Genomic DNA, 16209 nt, shown 5'->3' with positions numbered 1-16209 from the left:
CGCAACCGTGCACAGACCAGCCGGCCGACCGGCCAGCGGTCCAGCCTGTCACCGGAGTCGCCGCCCGTCCACTACTCAGCGCAGCCGGGTGAGGTCGAGCAGTACTCGCCGCTCCGCCGTACCGCCCGTCAGGCGGTCGAGGGCGTCGTCCACCCGAGCCGCTGGAAGCATGTCCAGCTCCGGCGTGATCGGGGCGGGCGCGATGTCGGCCAGCACCTGGGCGACCGTCCCGGCCTCGATCGTCGTCCGCTGCATGTTCACCGGGAGCACCCGCAGGTCCCGCCCGATCAGCTGGTGCAGGTCGAGCGTGGCGAACTCCCCGGCCGTGTAGCCCAGGATGGCGATCCGGCCGCCCGGCGTGATGTGACTCATCACCCCGCTGGTCACCGGGCCGCCCACGGTGTCGATGACCGCGTCGCACCACGGCAGCTCCCGGCCGACCTGGCCCAGCTCGTCCACCCGGACGATCTGGTCGACCAGGCGGGTCAGCAGCTCGACGGACTCGTTCGACCGGACCAGACCGATCACCTTGCCGGCTCCGGCCGCCCGAGCGACCGCGGCACACAGCCGGCTGACCAGTCCGGTCGCTCCGGTGATCACGACCGTCTCGCCCTGCCCGACGCCGGCCACACGCCGTACGGCGGTGTGCGCAGTCAGCGCAGGAGCCAGCAGGGCCAGCGCCTCGGCTGTGTCGAGCCCGATCGGTAGCGCGTGTACGGACGAGTCCGGCACGACTGCCATCGAGCCCCACGTCCCCGGCCGGGCCACGCCGACACCACCGCCGCGGATCACCACGCGCGTCCCCGACGGGTACACCGCCGAGTCGACGACCACACCGGCGCCCTCGGACCCCGGGACGAACGGCGGCTGCAGCTGCTGCGCGAGCTTGCCCGCCAGCACGGTCCGGTCCAGCTGCGTCACCGAGGCGACGTCCATCTCGACCAGGGTCTCTCCCGGCCCGGCGACCAGCTCGGTCTCCTCGGCCTTCAGCTGCTCCCCAGGCCCGTAGCAGCGCAGCACGATGCCTTGTCGCGCGCTCATCCATCCACCCCACTCGTGCCCGTCAACCCCACCTGCATTTGATATCTGATCACATCTTGCCGCTCAGGGACAGTTGGCTTCACGCTGACCGGCCCCCCTGACCGAGCGGACGGGTGAGCTCGCCGGCGGCCGCCGACCGGCGCGGATCCACCTGGTCGCTGCCCATCGGGAACGGCCAGTCGCTCCCGGCCAGCACGTCCCCGAACGTCGACTCCAGCAACGGCAGTACGGCGGGATCGTGCACCAGGTCGTCGGCCACGAACCGCTGCAGCGCCTCGGCCACCGCCAGCGACGGCGCCTCGATCCCCGGCCGGTCGGTGTCGATCCCGCGCTGCCACCGCCCGGCCAGCGCGGCCGTCACGCCACCGCCGTGGCACAGGCAGAACTTGATCCCCGGAAACCGCGCCGGTACGTCGGTGAAGACCAGCTCGGCGGCCGCAAGCCCTGTTTCGTAAGGATTTCCGAGCAGGTTCGACAGGTAGAACGCGTCGAGCCGCCGGTCCGAACTGTGGCCCGGGTGGACCAGCGTGAACGCGTTCAGCTCGTCCAGCACCTTCCAGACCGCGTCCAGCCCGGCGAACCCCGGCGTACCGAGAGCGAAGCCGCCGAACACGCCCTCCTGCCCCAGCGCGGCAGCGACGGCCGGAGCGCTGGCGTGCAGGAGCGGGACGTGGGCCAGCACCCGCAGCTGCGGTCCTGCCAGCTCACGGAGTCCCTGGTTGAGCAGTGCGGTCCACTCCACGCCCTGGTCGTACCGGAACAGCGCAGGCGGCACCGAGACCACTGCGCCGTCCAGGTCCTGGTCGCTGACCCACTGCAGCAGCGCGGCCGGGTCGGCGAGCTTGCCGAGCGGCAGCCGGTGCTCACCGTCGACCACCAGCGACTCGCCTTGAATGGACAGGCCGAACGAGCCACTGCGGGCAGCAGCCAGCACAGTGGGCGGTATCAGGTGCGTGTGGACGTCCCAGCCGGCCATGTCAGCGTGCGTCCTCGTCGTTGTCGTAGAAGGACGGCCGCTCCGGGTAGTGCGGGCCGTCGTACACCTCCAGCAGGACGGAGGTCTCCTCTGCACGCGTCGGGCCGTGCACGACGCCCTTCGGGTTCCAGTAGAAGCTGCCTTTGGTCAGCGTCGTCCCGGTCGGCAGGTACACGTACCGGCCGGACAGGCAGAACATGAACTGGTTCGACGCGTGCTTGTGCTCCGACGGGATCCCCGACCCCTGCTCGAACCGCACCAGCGCGATCGACGCCTCGGTCTCCGGGTCGCGCCACAGCATCTTGTGCGACAGCCCGTCCAGGGACTTGTCCACCCAGTCCAGGTCGTCGGTCTGCAGCAGGATCTCCCGCAGCGGTTCGTCGAACGTCATGACGCCTCCCGAGGGACGGGCCGACCGGTCACCCGCGTGTAGAGCTCCTCGGCCACACCGGGTGCCATCGGGGCCACCGCGGCGATGTGGCCGTCCGGCCGGATCAGTACGACGCTGCCCGCCGGTACGCCGTACCGGTTGGTCGCGATGCTGCCCGGGTCGAACAGCGAGCGGTCCCGCAGGCCGGAGTCGTGCGGCGCGTCCCACCGCGAGACGGCGTAGTGCCGCAGCGCGGGCGAGTCGTTGACCGGGATCTCCGGACGACGGCGTACGTCGGTGAAGTACAGCGCGACGAACGAGTCCCGGCACAGGTCGTGGATGGTGGCCCGGCCGGTCGGGCTCTGCAGCGCCAGGTCCGGTGCCCGGTCCCCTGCCCGCACGGCCGGCGGTGCCGCACTGGTCGCCACCATCGACCAGTCGCCCACACCCTCCACGTCGAGCCGGACGCTGAGCAGCGTGCGGTTGTACGCCGTCGCCCACGCGCCCGTGTCCTCGGTGACCGCACCACGCTGCTGTGCCATGTACTTGCGGGCGGCCTCGGCCATCTCCCCTGAGCCCTCGATCGCCACCGGCCGCTGCTCCCGCTCGTACCCGTCCAGCAACGACGGCTCGGCCCAGCCGCGCAGGACCCAGGCCAGCCGCCACGGCAGGTTGGACGCGTCCAGGGCGCCGGTGTTCAGCCCCAGTGCCCACATCGGAGTGATCAGGTGGGCGGCGTCGCCCATCAGGAACACCTTGCGGTCCTTGGTCCACTGCTCGGCGACCCGGTGGTGCACGTTGTAGATGACCGTGCCGAGCAGCTCGATCTGGTCCACCTCACCGATGAACTGCTTCACCTTCACCAGCAGGTCCTCGGTGCCGGGCGTGTCCGCACCGGGCGCCAGCGGGAACAGGAACCGCCAGTTGTCGGGCTGGCGGATCAGCACCATCCACTCGGTCTTGTCCGCGAAGTACGCCAGGTACGGATAGTCGCGGGCGTTGTCGACGTCCAGGTCCACCGCCACGTCGATCAGCATGTACCGCTCGGGCAGGGTCTCCCCCACCACCTTCACCCCGAGCGCGTCGCGGATCCTGCTCCGGCCGCCGTCACAGGCCAGCAGGTACGACGCCTCCAGCTCCCGCGGACCGTCCGGCGTGTCCAGCTGCAGCACCACCCGGTCGTCCCGGACCTCGAACGACGTCAGCCGGTGCTGCGTGAGCACTGGCTGCGGCAGCGCGTCAGCCAGGATCGGCTCCATGATCTGCTGCGGCAGGTTGATCACGAACGGGAACTGGGTGTCGTTGACCAGTTCGGCCAGCTGGACCGAGGCCCGCGGCGTGTTGGTGGCCCGGTCGATGTCACCGATCTCGTCGATCCGGACCGCCGAGGCGAGAATGCCCTCCACCGCGCCGTACCGGTTCCAGATCTCCAGGGTCCGGCTCAGCGTCGTACCGGCCTTGGTGTCGGACGACAGCGTCGCATCCTCCTCCAGCAGCACGTACGGCACGCCGTAGTGCGCCAGGCCGAGTGCTGTGGTCAGGCCGATCGGTCCGGCGCCGACCACGGCGACGGGCAGTTGCTGGTCAGTCGAGGTCACTCGTCACTCCGTGAGGTCGGTCAACCGGGCGAAAGCGCGCTCCCGGGTCAACTGGGACCCGGTCATCGCGGCCGCGTCGGACAGCAGGAACAGCAGCGGGCCGACCACGTCGGCGGGCTCACCGATGCCGGTGGTCTCCTGCCAGTGGTCGAAGTCGGCTCCGGCGTTGGCGGCCCGGAACTGGTCGGTGTCGACCACTCCGGGCGCGACGATGTTCACCCGGACCCGGTGCTCGGCCACCTCGGCCGCCAGCGTCCTGGCGAAGGCGGTCAGGGCCGCCTTGCTCGCCGAGTACGCCGCCGCATGCGGGAAGCCGGTCGCGGCCAGGCCGGAGGTGAACACCACGACCGAGCCGGCCGACCGCTCCACCATGTGCGGTACGACGGCCTGGCAGACCCACACCACGCCGTCCAGGTTCACCTGCAGCGTCCGGGTCCACTCAGCCGGGTCGGTGTCCAGTACGGCGGACCGCGGCTGCACGGCGGCACCTGCGACCAGCCCGTCGATCCGGCCGTGCCGCTCGATCACCGTCCCGACCGCCTTGAACACCGCGGCCCGGTCGGACACGTCGACCTCGACGTACTCGACCCGCTGGTCGGCCGGCGCGCTGATGTCCAGCACCACCGCCGTACCGCCGTGGGCCACGACGGCCGACGCCAGCGCGGCACCGATGCCGTGCGCTCCACCTGTGACGACCACGACCTCGCCGGTCGCGTCGAAGCTCACCTTCATGTCGACGTCCCCTTCTGCTTCGAGGTCATCGTCTCGGTGATCCGCTGCACCGCGCCAGCCAGGTGGTTGCGCAGGGCCTGCTCGGCGGCGTCCGGGTCGCGCGCGACGCAGGCGTCCAGGATGGCCTGGTGCTCCTGCCGGTTCTGTTCGATCTGGAACGGCGTCTGCCGGCTGCCGAACCGGTACCGCTCGCTGTTCTGCCAGACCGGCTCGATCGCCCGGGCCAGCCACTGCGAGCCACCGGCCCGGTAGAGCGCGAAGTGGAAGTCGGCGTGCGCCTGCCGGGCGCCGATCGAGTCATCGGCCCGCGACAGCCGCAGGTGCTCCTCAAGCGCCGCGATGGCCTGCTGCTCGTCCGCCTCCGCGAAGTGCTCGGCAGCAGCCCGTACGGCGAGACTCTCCAGCGCCAGCCTGGTCTCGTGGGTGTCGTGCAGGTCCTCCAGCGACAGCTCCCGGACCCAGGCGCCCCGGTGCGGGATGATGTCGACCAGGCCGAGCGCCTCCAGCCGGCGCAGCCCCTCGCGCACCGGCATCTGGCTCATCTCCAGCCGGTTCGCCAGCTCGACCAGACGCAACGGCGTACCGCTGGGCAGCTCACCGGACAGGATCAGCTGGTGCAGCTCGGCCGCTGCGGTCTCAGCGAGCGTACGGCGGCCTCCACGGCCACCGCCGGGCAGGAGCTCCAGCCGGCTGGTCACGACAGCTCCTGGTAGGCCAGCGTGTTGCGCAGCTCGCCGATCTTGTCCGCCCGGGTGACGACCTCGTCGCCCTCCTTGAGGAACACCTGCGGCTCCCGGGCGTTGCCGATGCCTGACGGCGTACCGGTCAGCAGGAGGTCACCCGGCCGCAGTGTCATCCCGAAGGACAGCTCACTGATCAGCGTGGCGATGTCGTAGGCCATCTGCTTGGTCGAGGCGTCCTGCATGACCTCACCGTTGAGCAGACAGGTCAACTGCACGTCCTGCGGGTCGCCCAGCTCGTCCGGCGTCACGATCCAGGGACCGAGCGGCATGGTGGCGTCGATGCTCTTGCCCTTGAGCCACTGGCCGCCGTGTGCCCGCTGTAGGTCGCGTTGGGAGACGTCGTTCGCCAGCGTGTAGCCAAACACGTGGTCGAGCGCGTCATCGACCTTGATGCTGCGGCCGGTCTTGCCGATCACCAGCGCCAGCTCGGCCTCGTAGTCCCACTTGGCCGACAGGGCCGGGTCGTAGGCGATCGGGTCGTACGGTCCGACGACGACGTCCGGGCCCTTGGTGAAGAAGGTCGGGTGCTCGGGCCGGTCGACGTCCTGGCCGTCGCGCTTGCCGCGGCTCTCCTCGAAGTGGTCCCAGTAGTTCCAGCCGGTGCAGAGGATGTCCCGGCGGAACCGCCGCAAGGGCGCCCGCAGGTCCTGCTCCCGGAAGGGGATCCGTTCACCGGTCAGCACCGCGTCGGTACCGGCCTCGATCACGGCCACCACGTCGTCGTACGGGAGCAGGACGACCTCGGTGCCGTCCAGTACGCCGGGCCGCTCGGCTCCGGCGTACGTCACTGTCACGAATCTCATCTCACACCCACTCGACGCCACGCATGCGATCACCACCTGTCCACTTCGTCATGCGACCACCGCGATCGCGGAGATCTCGATCAGGTAGTCCGGGTGGGCCAGCTTGCTGACCTCGACCATGGTCGAGGCGGGCAGCGGCTCGCGGAAGTAACGCGCCCGGACCTCGTGGATCGTGGCGAAGTCCTCCATGTTGCGCACGTACACGTCCACCCGGCAGACGTCGTCCAGCGTGCCGCCGGCCTCGCGGACCGCGGCCTGGACGTTCTCGCAGACCTGCCGGGTCTGCTCGCCGACGTCGCCGACCCCGGCGATGCTGCCGTCGGGCCGGCGCGCGGTCATCCCGGAGACGAACACCAGTCGCCCGGTCGCCTCGATCGTGGTCGCCTGCGAGAACACCCCGTTCGGGGTGTGCAGCTCGGCGCTGGTCAGTTGGGTCTTCGGCATCAGTTCTGCACCCCTCCGGTCGGAACCACGGCGCCCACCGCGCGGGCCGCCGCCAGCAGACCGTCCAGACCCGACCGCTCGATCAGGACCCCGGTCCGCCGCTGCTGCCGGGCACGATCCGCCTCGATCTCGCCCGGCAGGTACAACCTGTCGACGCCGGGCGCGGTCGCGCTGCCGCGAACCCGCTCGGCCAGCGCCGACGACCGCTGCCGGAACCCCTCGATGCCACCCAGCAGTTCCGGGTCGATCGCGAGGAACAGGTGCGCGCAGTCGTTCGGCCGGTCAGGTTCGCGGTACAACGGCCGAACCTGGTCCCCCCAGCCGCCACCACTCAGTACGCCGGTCAGGACGTCGATCATCAGGGCCAGCCCGAAGCCCTTGTGGCCCGCGGCCGGCAGCAGCATGCCCAGGACGGCGGCCTCGGGATCGGTCGTCGGTACGCCGGACGGATCGGTCGCCCAGGTGTCCGGGATCGACCGCCCGGCCGACGCCGCCAGCCGGATCTTGCCCAGGGCAACGGCCGACAGGGCCATGTCCAGCACGATCTCCGCGCCGGCCTGCGTCGGGACGGCGATCGCCAGCGGGTTGTTGCCGACGATCCGTTCGGCGCCACCCGGCGCGGGCATCAGCGGCGTCGTGTTCGACATCGCGATCCCGAGGCACCCGGCGTCGGCGGCCTGGACGGCCCAGCGGCTGGCGGCACCGAAGTGGTGCGCGTTGCGGACCGAGACCAGCCCGATCCCGTACCGGCCGGCCCGGTCGATCGCGAGTCCCATCGCCTGTGGGCTGGACAGCTGACCCATCCCGCCGCGCGCGTCGGCGACGATCGCGGCGCCCGCGTCGTGCAGGACGTCCAGCTCGCGTTCCCGGGTGACTCCCCCGGCGTTCAGCCGTTCGACGTACATCGGGACGAGCATGATGCCGTGCGAGCTGACCCCGCGCAGATCCGCCTCGACCAGCGAGTGCGCGATCTGGGCCGCGTCGGCGGGCTCGAAGCCGAGCGCGGTGAACACCGCGGAGACGGTCGCCTCCAGCCAGGCCGGACGGACCAGCACGCGCCGGTCGGCGTCCGACGCCTGGGTCGTCACCGGGTCTCCTCGGCCCACGGCAGCAGCAGGTGCTCCAGCAGGACCAGGAGGTAGAACAAGATGATGCTCATGATCGACAGCAGGCCGATCGCGGCGAACGCCAGCGGGGTGTCGGCCGAGGCGCCGGAGTTCCAGATCACGTAGCCCAGACCCTCGGTGGAGTTGGCGAACTCACCGATCACCGCGCCGATCACGGCCAGCGAGATCGCCACCTTGAGCCCCGTGAAGATCTGCGGCAGCGCGTAGGTCAGCCGGAGCTTGAAGAACTCCTGGGTCCGGCTGGCCTTCAGCGACCGGAGCAGCTCGACCAGCTCGGCCGGGGTCGACTTCATCCCCTGCGCGGTCGAGATCACGATCGGGAAGAAGCAGACCAGCAGCGCCATCGCCATCTTGGGGACCTGGCCGAAGCCCATCCAGATCACCAGCAGCGGCGCGATCGCGACCTTGGGGATCGCGTTCACCGCCAGCAGCAGCGGGTAGACCAGGCGTTCGAGGATCGCGGAGCGGACGATCAGCAGCGCGATCGGGACCCCGATCACGATCGCCAGGCCGAACCCGGTCAGCGCCTCGACCAGCGAGACCACGGTCTGCTGCAGCAGGTAGCCCGGCTGCTCCAGGAAGCGCTTCAGGACGTCGGACGGGCTGGGCAGCAGGAACTGCTCGATGCCGAACGCAACGATCGCCAGCCACCACAGTGCGATCGCGACGAACACTCCGACGACCGGCAGCAGGATCGCGCTGGTCCGGGAGGTGGTCAGCCACGACGAGCGACGGCTCATCGCGTCGCCTCGGGGGCGTCGACCGGGTGCGTCTTCTCGGCCAGCAGTCCGTGCAGGCGGCCGCTGATCTGCGCCACCTCGGTCAGGTGCGCGTTGGTGCCCAGGCTGCGCGGCCGCGGGATGTCGATCTCGACCACCTCACGCAGCCGGCCGGGGCGAGGGGTCAGGACGACGACCCGGTCGGCCAGCAGCACGGCCTCCTCGATCGAGTGCGTGACGAACACGATCGTGGTGGCCAGCTCCATCTGGATCCGCTGCAGCTCCTCCGACAGCTCCGTCCGGGTCAGCGCGTCGAGCGCCGAGAACGGCTCGTCCATCAGCATCACCTGCGGCCGGCGGATCAGCGACCGGCACAGCGAGACCCGCTGCTGCATGCCGCCGGACAGCTCGTGCGGCAGCCGCTTCTCGAAGCCGGACAGGCCGACCAGCTCGAGCAGCTCGTGAGCGCGTTCCTTGTACTCCTTGCGGCCGGTGTCGTCGCCGGAGATCTCGACCGGGAGCATCACGTTCGACAGCACCGAGCGCCACGGCAGCAGCGCCGGGCGCTGGAACATGAACGACACGTCCCGCCGCGGCCCGGTGACGGGCTCGCCCGCCACCGTGACCGCGCCGTACGTCGGTGGGAGCAGCCCCGCGATCAGCCGGAGGAGTGTGGACTTGCCACACCCCGACCGGCCGATCAGCGTGACGAACTCGTTCTGCCGGACGTGCAGGTCGATCGCGTCGAGCGCCTGGACCTGGCCGCCGCGCCCTTCGAAGACCTGACCCACTCCGTCCAGCTCGATCATGTCAGCCCTTCGGCGCCAGCGCGTCGTTGACCACGTCGGCCGGCTTCATCGCACCCTTCGGCTTGACCGCCTCGGCCTCCTCGAGCAGGCTGATGACCTTCTGCACCCTGACGGGGTCGACCTCGCCCAGCGGACCGGTGAAGTCGTCCGGCTTCACGTACGGCTTCATCAGCTGCAGCTCGGCGGTGGCCACGTCGACGTTGGTGTTCGGTACGTACTTGGCCAGCGTCTTGGCCGCCCCGGCCGGGTCGTCGATCGCGTCCTGCAGACCCTTGAACAGCGCGGTGGTGAACTTCTTCACCTGGTCCGGGTGGTCCTTGGCCAGGTCGTTGCGGGTGATGATCGTGTTGCCGTAGAGGTCCGGCAGCAGGTTGCCGTACGGAAGGACGACGGCCTTGCGGCCCTTGCTGTCGGCCTTCTCCACCAGCGGTACGCCGACCACGAACTGGCCGATGCCGTCCACCTTGCCGCTGGACAGCAACTGCGGCAGCTGGGGCGGCGGGTTGGCGACGAACTTGGTCTGCTCCGGGTCGATCTTGGCCGCCTTGGCGTAGACCGGGAACATCACCTGGTTGGTGGAGCCCGGCTGGTCGCCGATCCGCTTGCCCGGCAGGTCCTCCGGCCGGTTGATCGACCCGCCCTCCAGGGCGACGATCGCGGCCATCGACTTCTGCTGGACCATGCCGACCGTGGTGACCGGCAGCTTCTGGTTCCCCAGCGTGATCACGGTCGCGGTGAAGTCACCGATCCCGTAGTCCGCCTGACCGCCGGCGACCAGCTTGAGCACGTCGACGGTGCCGCTGCCCGGAGTGATGGTGACGTCGAACCCGGCGTCCTTGAAGTAGCCCTTCTCGAGGGCGACATAGGCGTAGGCCTCACGGCCGAAAGTGCCGAAGGAGGTCAGGTAGCTGACCTTCTCGAGGGATGTGTCCCCGTTCTGGCCCGTCTCGCTGTCGTTGCACGCGCTCACCAGAGCAAGTGCGAGGACCGCCACCCCAGCGACGGCCGAACGTCTGAACCTCATGCTGGATTTCTCCTCTCCGATATTTGATCAAACATCAAATATGGAAGAGCGGTCAATCGGCCCCCGGGGACTTCACGGGGACTTTACGTCCACCGCGCGGGTCCCCTCAGAACCCTTGTGCCGCCCGTCCTGGAGCCGTTTCCCCTGCACGTCCGGTCAGGACGGGCATCCCGCCCCGACCACAGACCGTACCCGCCCGGACAGCAGATCGCGACGTCCGATCGGGACGAATGTGTGCCTTCCGCGACAAATTTACGTAAACCCACTACTGCCTGTGACCCAAGTCATGCAAACGCTCTCCCTCTTCCGGGGGACCCGCTTCACCCGCCGGAGGGAGCACCACGGCCCGCGTCTTTGACAGGATGACCACGTGGCGAACGTGCTGTTCCGCGGGTCGACGTACCTGCGCTGGGTCTACCTCCTCCTGGGCGCTGCCCTGGTACTGGCGTTCGTCCTGGTAGACAGCGCCCTGGTCTCCCTCATCCAAGAGCTCCAACTCCCCCAGATCATCACCGTCATCGTCGTCACGATCGTGGTCATCGCTCCCCCAGTCCTCCTGGGCGTCCTCCCCGCCGTTCGCGAGGTCGAAGGCATCGCCGTCGAGTCCCTCCTCGGCGTCAAGTTCGACGAGCGCCCGCTGGGCCCGTCCCGCACGTGGCCCCAACGCCGCCGTACGACGCTCTGGTTCTGCCTGCACCTGATCACCGGCGGCTTCGTCGGCATCCTCAGTACGGCGGTCGTCGGCTTCGGCGCGGTGTTGCTCGCAGCCCCTTTCCGAAGCCCCGGCGCCCACGAACTGGTCCCAGGCACCGACTACCACGTCAGCGGCCGCTGGACCGATCTCTGGATGCCCCTCGCGGCCCTGACCGGCATCGTCCTGATGTTGTTGCTCTCGGCCCTCGTCGGCGCTCTCCTGGCGTACTCCGCCCCGCGTGTCCTCGGCCCGACCCCCGCCGAGCGGATCGAGCTGCTCGAACGCCGTACGGCGACCCTTGCCGAGCGCAACCGCCTGGCCCGCGAGCTGCACGACAGCGTCGGCCACGCGCTCAGCCTCGTCACCATCCAGGCCGCCGCCGCCCGCCGGGTCCTCGCCACCGACCCCGCCTTCGCCGAGACCGCCCTCGCCGCGATGGAGACCTCGGCCCGAGCCGCGCTCGCCGACCTGGACCACGTCCTCGGCCTCCTCCGCGACGACCGCCGCCCCGGATCCGCGACCGCACCCCAGGCGACCCTCGGCGACGTCACCCGCCTGGTCGAGGCGACCCGCGCAGGCGGAATCACCGTCGAGGTGCACCGCTCAGGCGACCTGTCGACCCTGCCGGCCGCCGTCTCCCGCGAGGCGTACCGGATTGTCCAGGAAGGCCTCACCAACGCCATCCGCCACGCCGGCCGCCCAGCCGGCGACGTCGAGGTGGATCTGTCGATCAGCCTCGACTCCTCCGGTCTGCTGCTCGAACTGACCAACCCGGTCGACGCCACTCCCGCCGCTTCGGACGTCGAGTCCACCCGCGGCGGCCGAGGTCTGGCCGGGATCCGTGAAAGGGTCGCCGTACTGCGAGGGACGGTCGAGGCCGGCCTCGACGGCAGCCGCTGGCGGCTGGCCGTCACCCTCCCGGTGGCGGTGACGACGAAAGGATGAGTGTGGACATCTCGGTGGTCGTAGTGGACGACGAACCGCTGATCCGCAGCGGGCTGCGCGCGATCATCGACGCGGAGCCCGACCTGACCGTGGTCGGCGAGGCCGGCGACGGGGCCGAGGTCCTGCCACTCGTCCGCCGTACGGGGGCGGACGTCGTCCTGATGGACGTCCGGATGCCCGCCCTCGACGGCATCCAGGCCACCCGGCTGCTGCTCGACGCCCTCGACCCCGCACCACGGGTCCTCGTCGTCACCACCTTCGAGAACGACGACTACGTGTACGACGCCCTCCGCGCCGGCGCCTCGGGGTTCCTGCTCAAGCGCACTCCCCCCGACGACATCATCGCCGCGATCCGCACAGTCGCCGGCAGCGAGTCCCTACTGTTCCCCGAGGCGATCCGCACCCTCGCGCTGGCCCACGTAGACCAGCAAGAGCGCAAGCCCGCGGGCCTGGGCCAGTACGACCTGACCGACCGCGAGCAAGAGGTCCTCCGCCTGATGGCCAAGGGCCTGTCCAACGCCGAAATCGCCGGCGAACTCGTGCTCGGCCTCCAGACCATCAAGACCCACGTAGCCAACCTCCTCGCCAAACTAGGCGCCCGAGACCGCACCCAAGCCGTAATCCTCGCCTACGAATCAGGCTTCGTCCCCCTGCAGTGACCTAACCCAGCACTAGCCACCCAGGCCCTGGAAACAGTCACCCCAGCCCGCCTGCCGCGCCCTCACCTGCACCGCTGCGCCTGCCTCCGCGCCTACCTCCAGGACACCCGCAAGCGCACGCCCCACACCACCGGCCTGCCACCCGCGCCGCCCTCGACGCACTTCCCGCCCGCCGTAAACTCCAGCCACCCCACCTGCTACCGCCGCGCCTACGTCCCGCGCGACCTTCAGCACGCCCACACCACCCACCCACCGCCCGCGACACACTTCCCGGCCACCCAACTCCTAGCGCGCTCACCCGCTACCGCTGCGCCCACGTCCTGCGCGACCTCCAGCACACCCGCAAGCGCGCGCCCGCACCCACCGGCCGCCAACCGCCGTCGTCCTCGAGGCACTTCCCGGCCGACGCAGCGCCCAGCCACACCCCACCTGCTACCGCAGCTCTACGTCTTGCGAAGCCGCCAGGTCGCCCGCACCACCCGCGGCACCCGCCCGCGCCGCCCGCGCCGCCCGCGCCGCCCGCGCCGCCCGCGCCAGCCTCCCCCGCACTTCCCGGCCGCCGCGGCCTCAACCACAGCGCGCCTGCCCGGCCGCATCACCACCGACCTGTAGTCAGACGCCCCTGCCCCTCAGGAGTCCGAAAGCCCCACGTCATCCTGCTCAACCAGCGTGCACGCATTGTGGACCGGATCCACCGCATTAGCCTGCCGAGCCACACGCTGGAGCAACATCCGAAAGATCAGCCGCTCCCCATCATCCAGACCGCCCATCACCTCGTCCTCCGTCGCCCGGAGGCGGCGTTCGAGGTCGCAGAGCAGCTCGACACCCTTCGGCGTAGCAACGATCAACCGCGCGCGGCGGTCCGCCGGATCCGGCTGCCGCTGGACGAGGCCCGCCTTCTCCAGATCGTCCAGCAGGTACGTCATCACCGTCCGGTCGATCTCCAGCTGCGCGGCCAGGTCGAGCTGCCGTTTCGGGCCCTCGACGTTGGCTGTCGCGAGCACCTGGTAACCGCGCGGGCCACCCGGCACGCCCTCGAGCGCGAGCGCGCTCTGCTTCACGTACCGGCGGAAGACCACGCCGAGCGCCCAACCGAGGTCGGCCTCGACGGACGTGCCGCGGGCCCCCTGGGTCGTGCTCGCCTCGGGCGATGAACTGGTCACGAGACCCATCGTACGTGGTGTAGGCCACCCGGAATACGATCTGAATTGAATATGTTCTGCTCCACAGACTATCTTCGAGACAGCTCACCTCGAGTTGCCCTCTCTGGAAGGAACGACATGACCACCCTGCTTCGCATCGACGCCAGCCTCCGGCTCGACGGCTCCGTCAGCCGCGCGCTCGCCGACAGCGCTGAGGCGGCCTGGAAGTCCGAGCACCCGAACGGTGTCGTCGTCCGGCGTGACCTCGGGCTGCACCCGATCCCGGCCGGCGTCTGGCCCGCGCTGATCACCGCCAAGTTCGGCGCGGAAGCTCCGGCCGGCGCCGACTTCGCGGACCCGGCCGAGGCCAAGGCGCTCGCCACCGACGTGATCGCCGAGTTCAAGGCCGCCGACGCGGTGCTGATCGCCGTACCGCTGTACAACTACGGCATCGCCCAGAACGTGAAGGCCTACATCGATCTGCTGCTCACCGACCAGGACCTGCTCGCCGGTACGGCGGTCGCCGGCCGGCCGGTCATCTTCACCCTGGCCCGCGGCGGCGGCTACGCCCCCGGCACCCCGAAGGAAGGCTGGGACCACGCGACGCCGTACCTGAACCGCATCTTCGGCGAGGTCTTCGGCATGAACGTCCGCACCGCAGCCGCGGAACTCACCCTGGCGCCGGTCACCCCCGGCATGGAGGAGCTCATCGATCTGTCCAAGGTCTCCGAGCAGGACGCCCACACGACCGCCGGCGAACACGCCTCCGAGGTCGCCCGCACGCTCAGCAGCACCGCCGCCTGACCCACCTCGCGACAAGCTCCAAGGCCTGGTCGCCGAATCGCGCGTCGTAGCCGGAGAGCAGCAGCTTCACATCCGGCAGCCTGGCGCGAGAGCTGGTCCGACCTCACCTGATCCTCTTCCCGAGTGCCGAGCTCGAGCCGGCATCCGGGCGGTGATCAGACAGTCCGCCAGGCCGACACCGTGACCGACAAGGTCACCGCCATCGGATCAGCCAGTACGCCGATCCGCTCCGCCCGCGCCTCCCGATCCACGTGCCGCGCGCTGGGCGTCATCCCCACCAGTTGCTCGATCGCCTCATGATCGAGCCGCATCGTCGTCTCCACGACCCGCTGCTCGACCCGCTCGAACCCAGCCAGCGACTCGACCAGCCGCCGCTCCTTCTCCCCGTCGACGCTCACCATCCCGAGCACGTCGATCAACTCCCCCAGATGCTGCTGATTGGGCGTCACCACCAGCAACGTCCCACCCGGCGCCAGCACCCGAGCCATCTCACCGGCATTCCGCGGCGCGAACACATCCAGCACCACATCGGCCACCCCGTCCCGCACCGGCAACCCTCGCCAGGCATCCGCGACCACGGACCCGATGCCCGGATCAACCTTCGCCGCCCGCCGAGCCGCGTACCGCGAGACATCAACCGCGATCCCCCGCCAGCCCGCGTCGACCACCCCCGCCAGGTAGTACGCCGTACCGGCCCCGACCTCCACCGCGAGCGGTTGCCGCACCCGGCTGTCGGTCGACGCCTGCGCCGCATCCTTCGGACCGGCGTCCCCCGAAGCCCAGCCAACCTTCGGCAGACTGTCCACCAGTGCCTCACGAATCGGCGCATACCACCCCCGGCTCAGAAACTCCGCCCGCGCGTCAACCATCTCCGCACTGTCCCCCTCGATCCCAGTCGATGCCGAGGGCAACAGATTGAGATACCCCTGCTTGGCCACGTCGAAGGCATGCCCCAGCCCGCACCGCGCCGTACGATCCCTCAACTCCAGCCCACCACCACAAACCGAACACCGCAGAACAGCCACCAAATCAGCACGCACGGCCCCATTGTCCCCCGCAACTTCAGCCGCCACCGCGCACCGGTCCCACCAGCCATCAACATCTCGCGACGGGTTGACTGATCCTTTGTTTGACGACTGACGCGATATACCGCGTCAGTCGTCAAACAACATGCCAGTCGTCGTATGGCAGGCAGCTGGAGGGTAGGTGGTGGTGAGGCCGATGCACGTGGTGAAAGCGGGAGGTGGTGGTGCACCGGAGGTGACCGTGCGCAGGAGGATCGGCGGTGCGAGTGGTCGGTGCGCTGGCGCGTGACGGGGACGAGGCAGCCGTCGTCGACCGCGCGGGGTCAGCCGCCGGCGAGTGGTAGCCGGTGCACTGACACTCAGCGGCGGCCCGGCCAGCCCTCCGCATCGGAGGCAGCACTGGCCGCCAGGGGTCGTGGCCGGAATACCGACACTCGACGGAGCGGGCCGTCATCGATCGCAGGGAACCGTCGGCGACCGAAAGGGTCAGCAGCCGGCGACCGGCGCAGGTCCGGCGGCAGCGGCCGGTGAAAGTCAGCCGGTCATCGACCGCG

At 70.0% G+C, this 16209-nt stretch carries 17 protein-coding genes; 3 read left to right on the top strand and 14 right to left on the bottom strand.

What is annotated here, in order from left to right; genetic code table 11:
* Nucleotides 1-75 precede the first annotated feature (75 nt).
* The 12 genes from HDA39_RS06730 to HDA39_RS06675 form a co-directional block, all read right to left on the bottom strand.
* Entirely contained in the window at nt 76-1041 is a 966-nt protein-coding gene (locus HDA39_RS06730; RefSeq protein ID WP_184794373.1) for a quinone oxidoreductase family protein, read from the bottom strand.
* 79 nt (nt 1042-1120) lie between these two features.
* The gene (locus HDA39_RS06725; protein WP_184794372.1) at nt 1121-2017 is read right to left on the bottom strand and encodes an amidohydrolase family protein; all 897 of its coding nucleotides are present in this window, start codon (nt 2015-2017) and stop codon (nt 1121-1123) included.
* A gap of 1 nt (nt 2018) precedes the next feature.
* Nucleotides 2019-2408, bottom strand: a complete 390-nt coding sequence (locus tag HDA39_RS06720; protein ID WP_184794371.1) for a cupin domain-containing protein — start codon at nt 2406-2408, stop codon at nt 2019-2021.
* On the bottom strand, nt 2405-3985 hold the full coding sequence (locus HDA39_RS06715) for an FAD-dependent monooxygenase (RefSeq protein WP_184794370.1): 1581 nt from the start codon (nt 3983-3985) through the stop codon (nt 2405-2407). Before HDA39_RS06715 ends, HDA39_RS06720 begins: the two co-directional genes overlap by 4 nt.
* Before the next feature lie 3 nt (nt 3986-3988).
* A complete protein-coding gene (locus HDA39_RS06710) occupies nt 3989-4717 on the bottom strand; it encodes an SDR family NAD(P)-dependent oxidoreductase (protein ID WP_184794369.1) in 729 nt (242 codons plus the stop codon).
* Entirely contained in the window at nt 4714-5415 is a 702-nt protein-coding gene (locus HDA39_RS06705; protein ID WP_184794368.1) for an FCD domain-containing protein, read from the bottom strand. The genes HDA39_RS06710 and HDA39_RS06705 overlap by 4 nt, the downstream gene beginning before the upstream one ends.
* The gene (locus tag HDA39_RS06700; RefSeq protein WP_184794367.1) at nt 5412-6263 is read right to left on the bottom strand and encodes a fumarylacetoacetate hydrolase family protein; all 852 of its coding nucleotides are present in this window, start codon (nt 6261-6263) and stop codon (nt 5412-5414) included. Before HDA39_RS06700 ends, HDA39_RS06705 begins: the two co-directional genes overlap by 4 nt.
* 48 nt (nt 6264-6311) lie before the next feature.
* A complete protein-coding gene (locus tag HDA39_RS06695) occupies nt 6312-6707 on the bottom strand; it encodes a RidA family protein (protein WP_184794366.1) in 396 nt (131 codons plus the stop codon).
* Complete coding sequence (locus HDA39_RS06690; RefSeq protein WP_184794365.1) at nt 6707-7795, bottom strand: Ldh family oxidoreductase; 1089 nt, start codon at nt 7793-7795, stop codon at nt 6707-6709. Before HDA39_RS06690 ends, HDA39_RS06695 begins: the two co-directional genes overlap by 1 nt.
* Entirely contained in the window at nt 7792-8574 is a 783-nt protein-coding gene (locus HDA39_RS06685; protein ID WP_184794364.1) for an ABC transporter permease, read from the bottom strand. The genes HDA39_RS06690 and HDA39_RS06685 overlap by 4 nt, the downstream gene beginning before the upstream one ends.
* Nucleotides 8571-9362: an ABC transporter ATP-binding protein gene (locus tag HDA39_RS06680; protein WP_184794363.1), complete on the bottom strand. Its 792-nt coding sequence runs from the start codon at nt 9360-9362 to the stop codon at nt 8571-8573. Before HDA39_RS06680 ends, HDA39_RS06685 begins: the two co-directional genes overlap by 4 nt.
* A 1-nt stretch (nt 9363) precedes the next feature.
* Nucleotides 9364-10386, bottom strand: a complete 1023-nt coding sequence (locus HDA39_RS06675) for an ABC transporter substrate-binding protein (protein WP_184794362.1) — start codon at nt 10384-10386, stop codon at nt 9364-9366.
* 370 nt (nt 10387-10756) lie between these two features.
* On the opposite strand from HDA39_RS06675, the gene HDA39_RS06670 reads away from it, so the two are divergent.
* Together HDA39_RS06670 and HDA39_RS06665 are read left to right on the top strand one after the other, a co-directional pair.
* On the top strand, nt 10757-12025 hold the full coding sequence (locus HDA39_RS06670; protein WP_184794361.1) for a histidine kinase: 1269 nt from the start codon (nt 10757-10759) through the stop codon (nt 12023-12025).
* The gene (locus HDA39_RS06665; RefSeq protein ID WP_184794360.1) at nt 12022-12684 is read left to right on the top strand and encodes a response regulator transcription factor; all 663 of its coding nucleotides are present in this window, start codon (nt 12022-12024) and stop codon (nt 12682-12684) included. The genes HDA39_RS06670 and HDA39_RS06665 overlap by 4 nt, the downstream gene beginning before the upstream one ends.
* A gap of 629 nt (nt 12685-13313) precedes the next feature.
* Here HDA39_RS06665 and HDA39_RS06660 read toward each other — a convergent pair.
* A complete protein-coding gene (locus HDA39_RS06660) occupies nt 13314-13856 on the bottom strand; it encodes a MarR family winged helix-turn-helix transcriptional regulator (RefSeq protein ID WP_184794359.1) in 543 nt (180 codons plus the stop codon).
* A 108-nt stretch (nt 13857-13964) separates the two neighbouring features.
* Between HDA39_RS06660 and HDA39_RS06655 the strand changes: the two genes are divergently transcribed.
* Nucleotides 13965-14630, top strand: coding sequence for an FMN-dependent NADH-azoreductase (locus tag HDA39_RS06655; protein WP_184794358.1), 666 nt, complete (start codon nt 13965-13967; stop codon nt 14628-14630).
* A 155-nt stretch (nt 14631-14785) separates the two neighbouring features.
* Here HDA39_RS06655 and HDA39_RS06650 read toward each other — a convergent pair whose 3' ends face one another.
* On the bottom strand, nt 14786-15655 hold the full coding sequence (locus HDA39_RS06650; RefSeq protein ID WP_337926121.1) for a putative RNA methyltransferase: 870 nt from the start codon (nt 15653-15655) through the stop codon (nt 14786-14788).
* Between the last annotated feature and the right edge of the window lie 554 nt (nt 15656-16209).

Source organism: Kribbella italica (genome assembly GCF_014205135.1).
Lineage (GTDB): Bacteria > Actinomycetota > Actinomycetes > Propionibacteriales > Kribbellaceae > Kribbella > Kribbella italica.
This window is presented reverse-complemented; position numbering and strand designations above follow the sequence as displayed.

Excerpts from the sequence above, each read along its gene's own strand:
- HDA39_RS06730 (WP_184794373.1), bottom strand. The coding sequence starts at position 1,041 with ATGAGCGCGCGACAAGGCATCGTGCTGCGCTGCTACGGGCCTGGGGAG.
- HDA39_RS06655 (WP_184794358.1), top strand. The coding sequence starts at position 13,965 with ATGACCACCCTGCTTCGCATCGACGCCAGCCTCCGGCTCGACGGCTCC.
- HDA39_RS06680 (WP_184794363.1), bottom strand. The coding sequence starts at position 9,362 with ATGATCGAGCTGGACGGAGTGGGTCAGGTCTTCGAAGGGCGCGGCGGC.
- HDA39_RS06685 (WP_184794364.1), bottom strand. The coding sequence starts at position 8,574 with ATGAGCCGTCGCTCGTCGTGGCTGACCACCTCCCGGACCAGCGCGATC.
- HDA39_RS06710 (WP_184794369.1), bottom strand. The coding sequence starts at position 4,717 with ATGAAGGTGAGCTTCGACGCGACCGGCGAGGTCGTGGTCGTCACAGGT.
- HDA39_RS06700 (WP_184794367.1), bottom strand. The coding sequence starts at position 6,263 with ATGAGATTCGTGACAGTGACGTACGCCGGAGCCGAGCGGCCCGGCGTA.
- HDA39_RS06720 (WP_184794371.1), bottom strand. The coding sequence starts at position 2,408 with ATGACGTTCGACGAACCGCTGCGGGAGATCCTGCTGCAGACCGACGAC.
- HDA39_RS06665 (WP_184794360.1), top strand. The coding sequence starts at position 12,022 with ATGAGTGTGGACATCTCGGTGGTCGTAGTGGACGACGAACCGCTGATC.
- HDA39_RS06675 (WP_184794362.1), bottom strand. The coding sequence starts at position 10,386 with ATGAGGTTCAGACGTTCGGCCGTCGCTGGGGTGGCGGTCCTCGCACTT.
- HDA39_RS06725 (WP_184794372.1), bottom strand. The coding sequence starts at position 2,017 with ATGGCCGGCTGGGACGTCCACACGCACCTGATACCGCCCACTGTGCTG.
- HDA39_RS06695 (WP_184794366.1), bottom strand. The coding sequence starts at position 6,707 with ATGCCGAAGACCCAACTGACCAGCGCCGAGCTGCACACCCCGAACGGG.
- HDA39_RS06660 (WP_184794359.1), bottom strand. The coding sequence starts at position 13,856 with ATGGGTCTCGTGACCAGTTCATCGCCCGAGGCGAGCACGACCCAGGGG.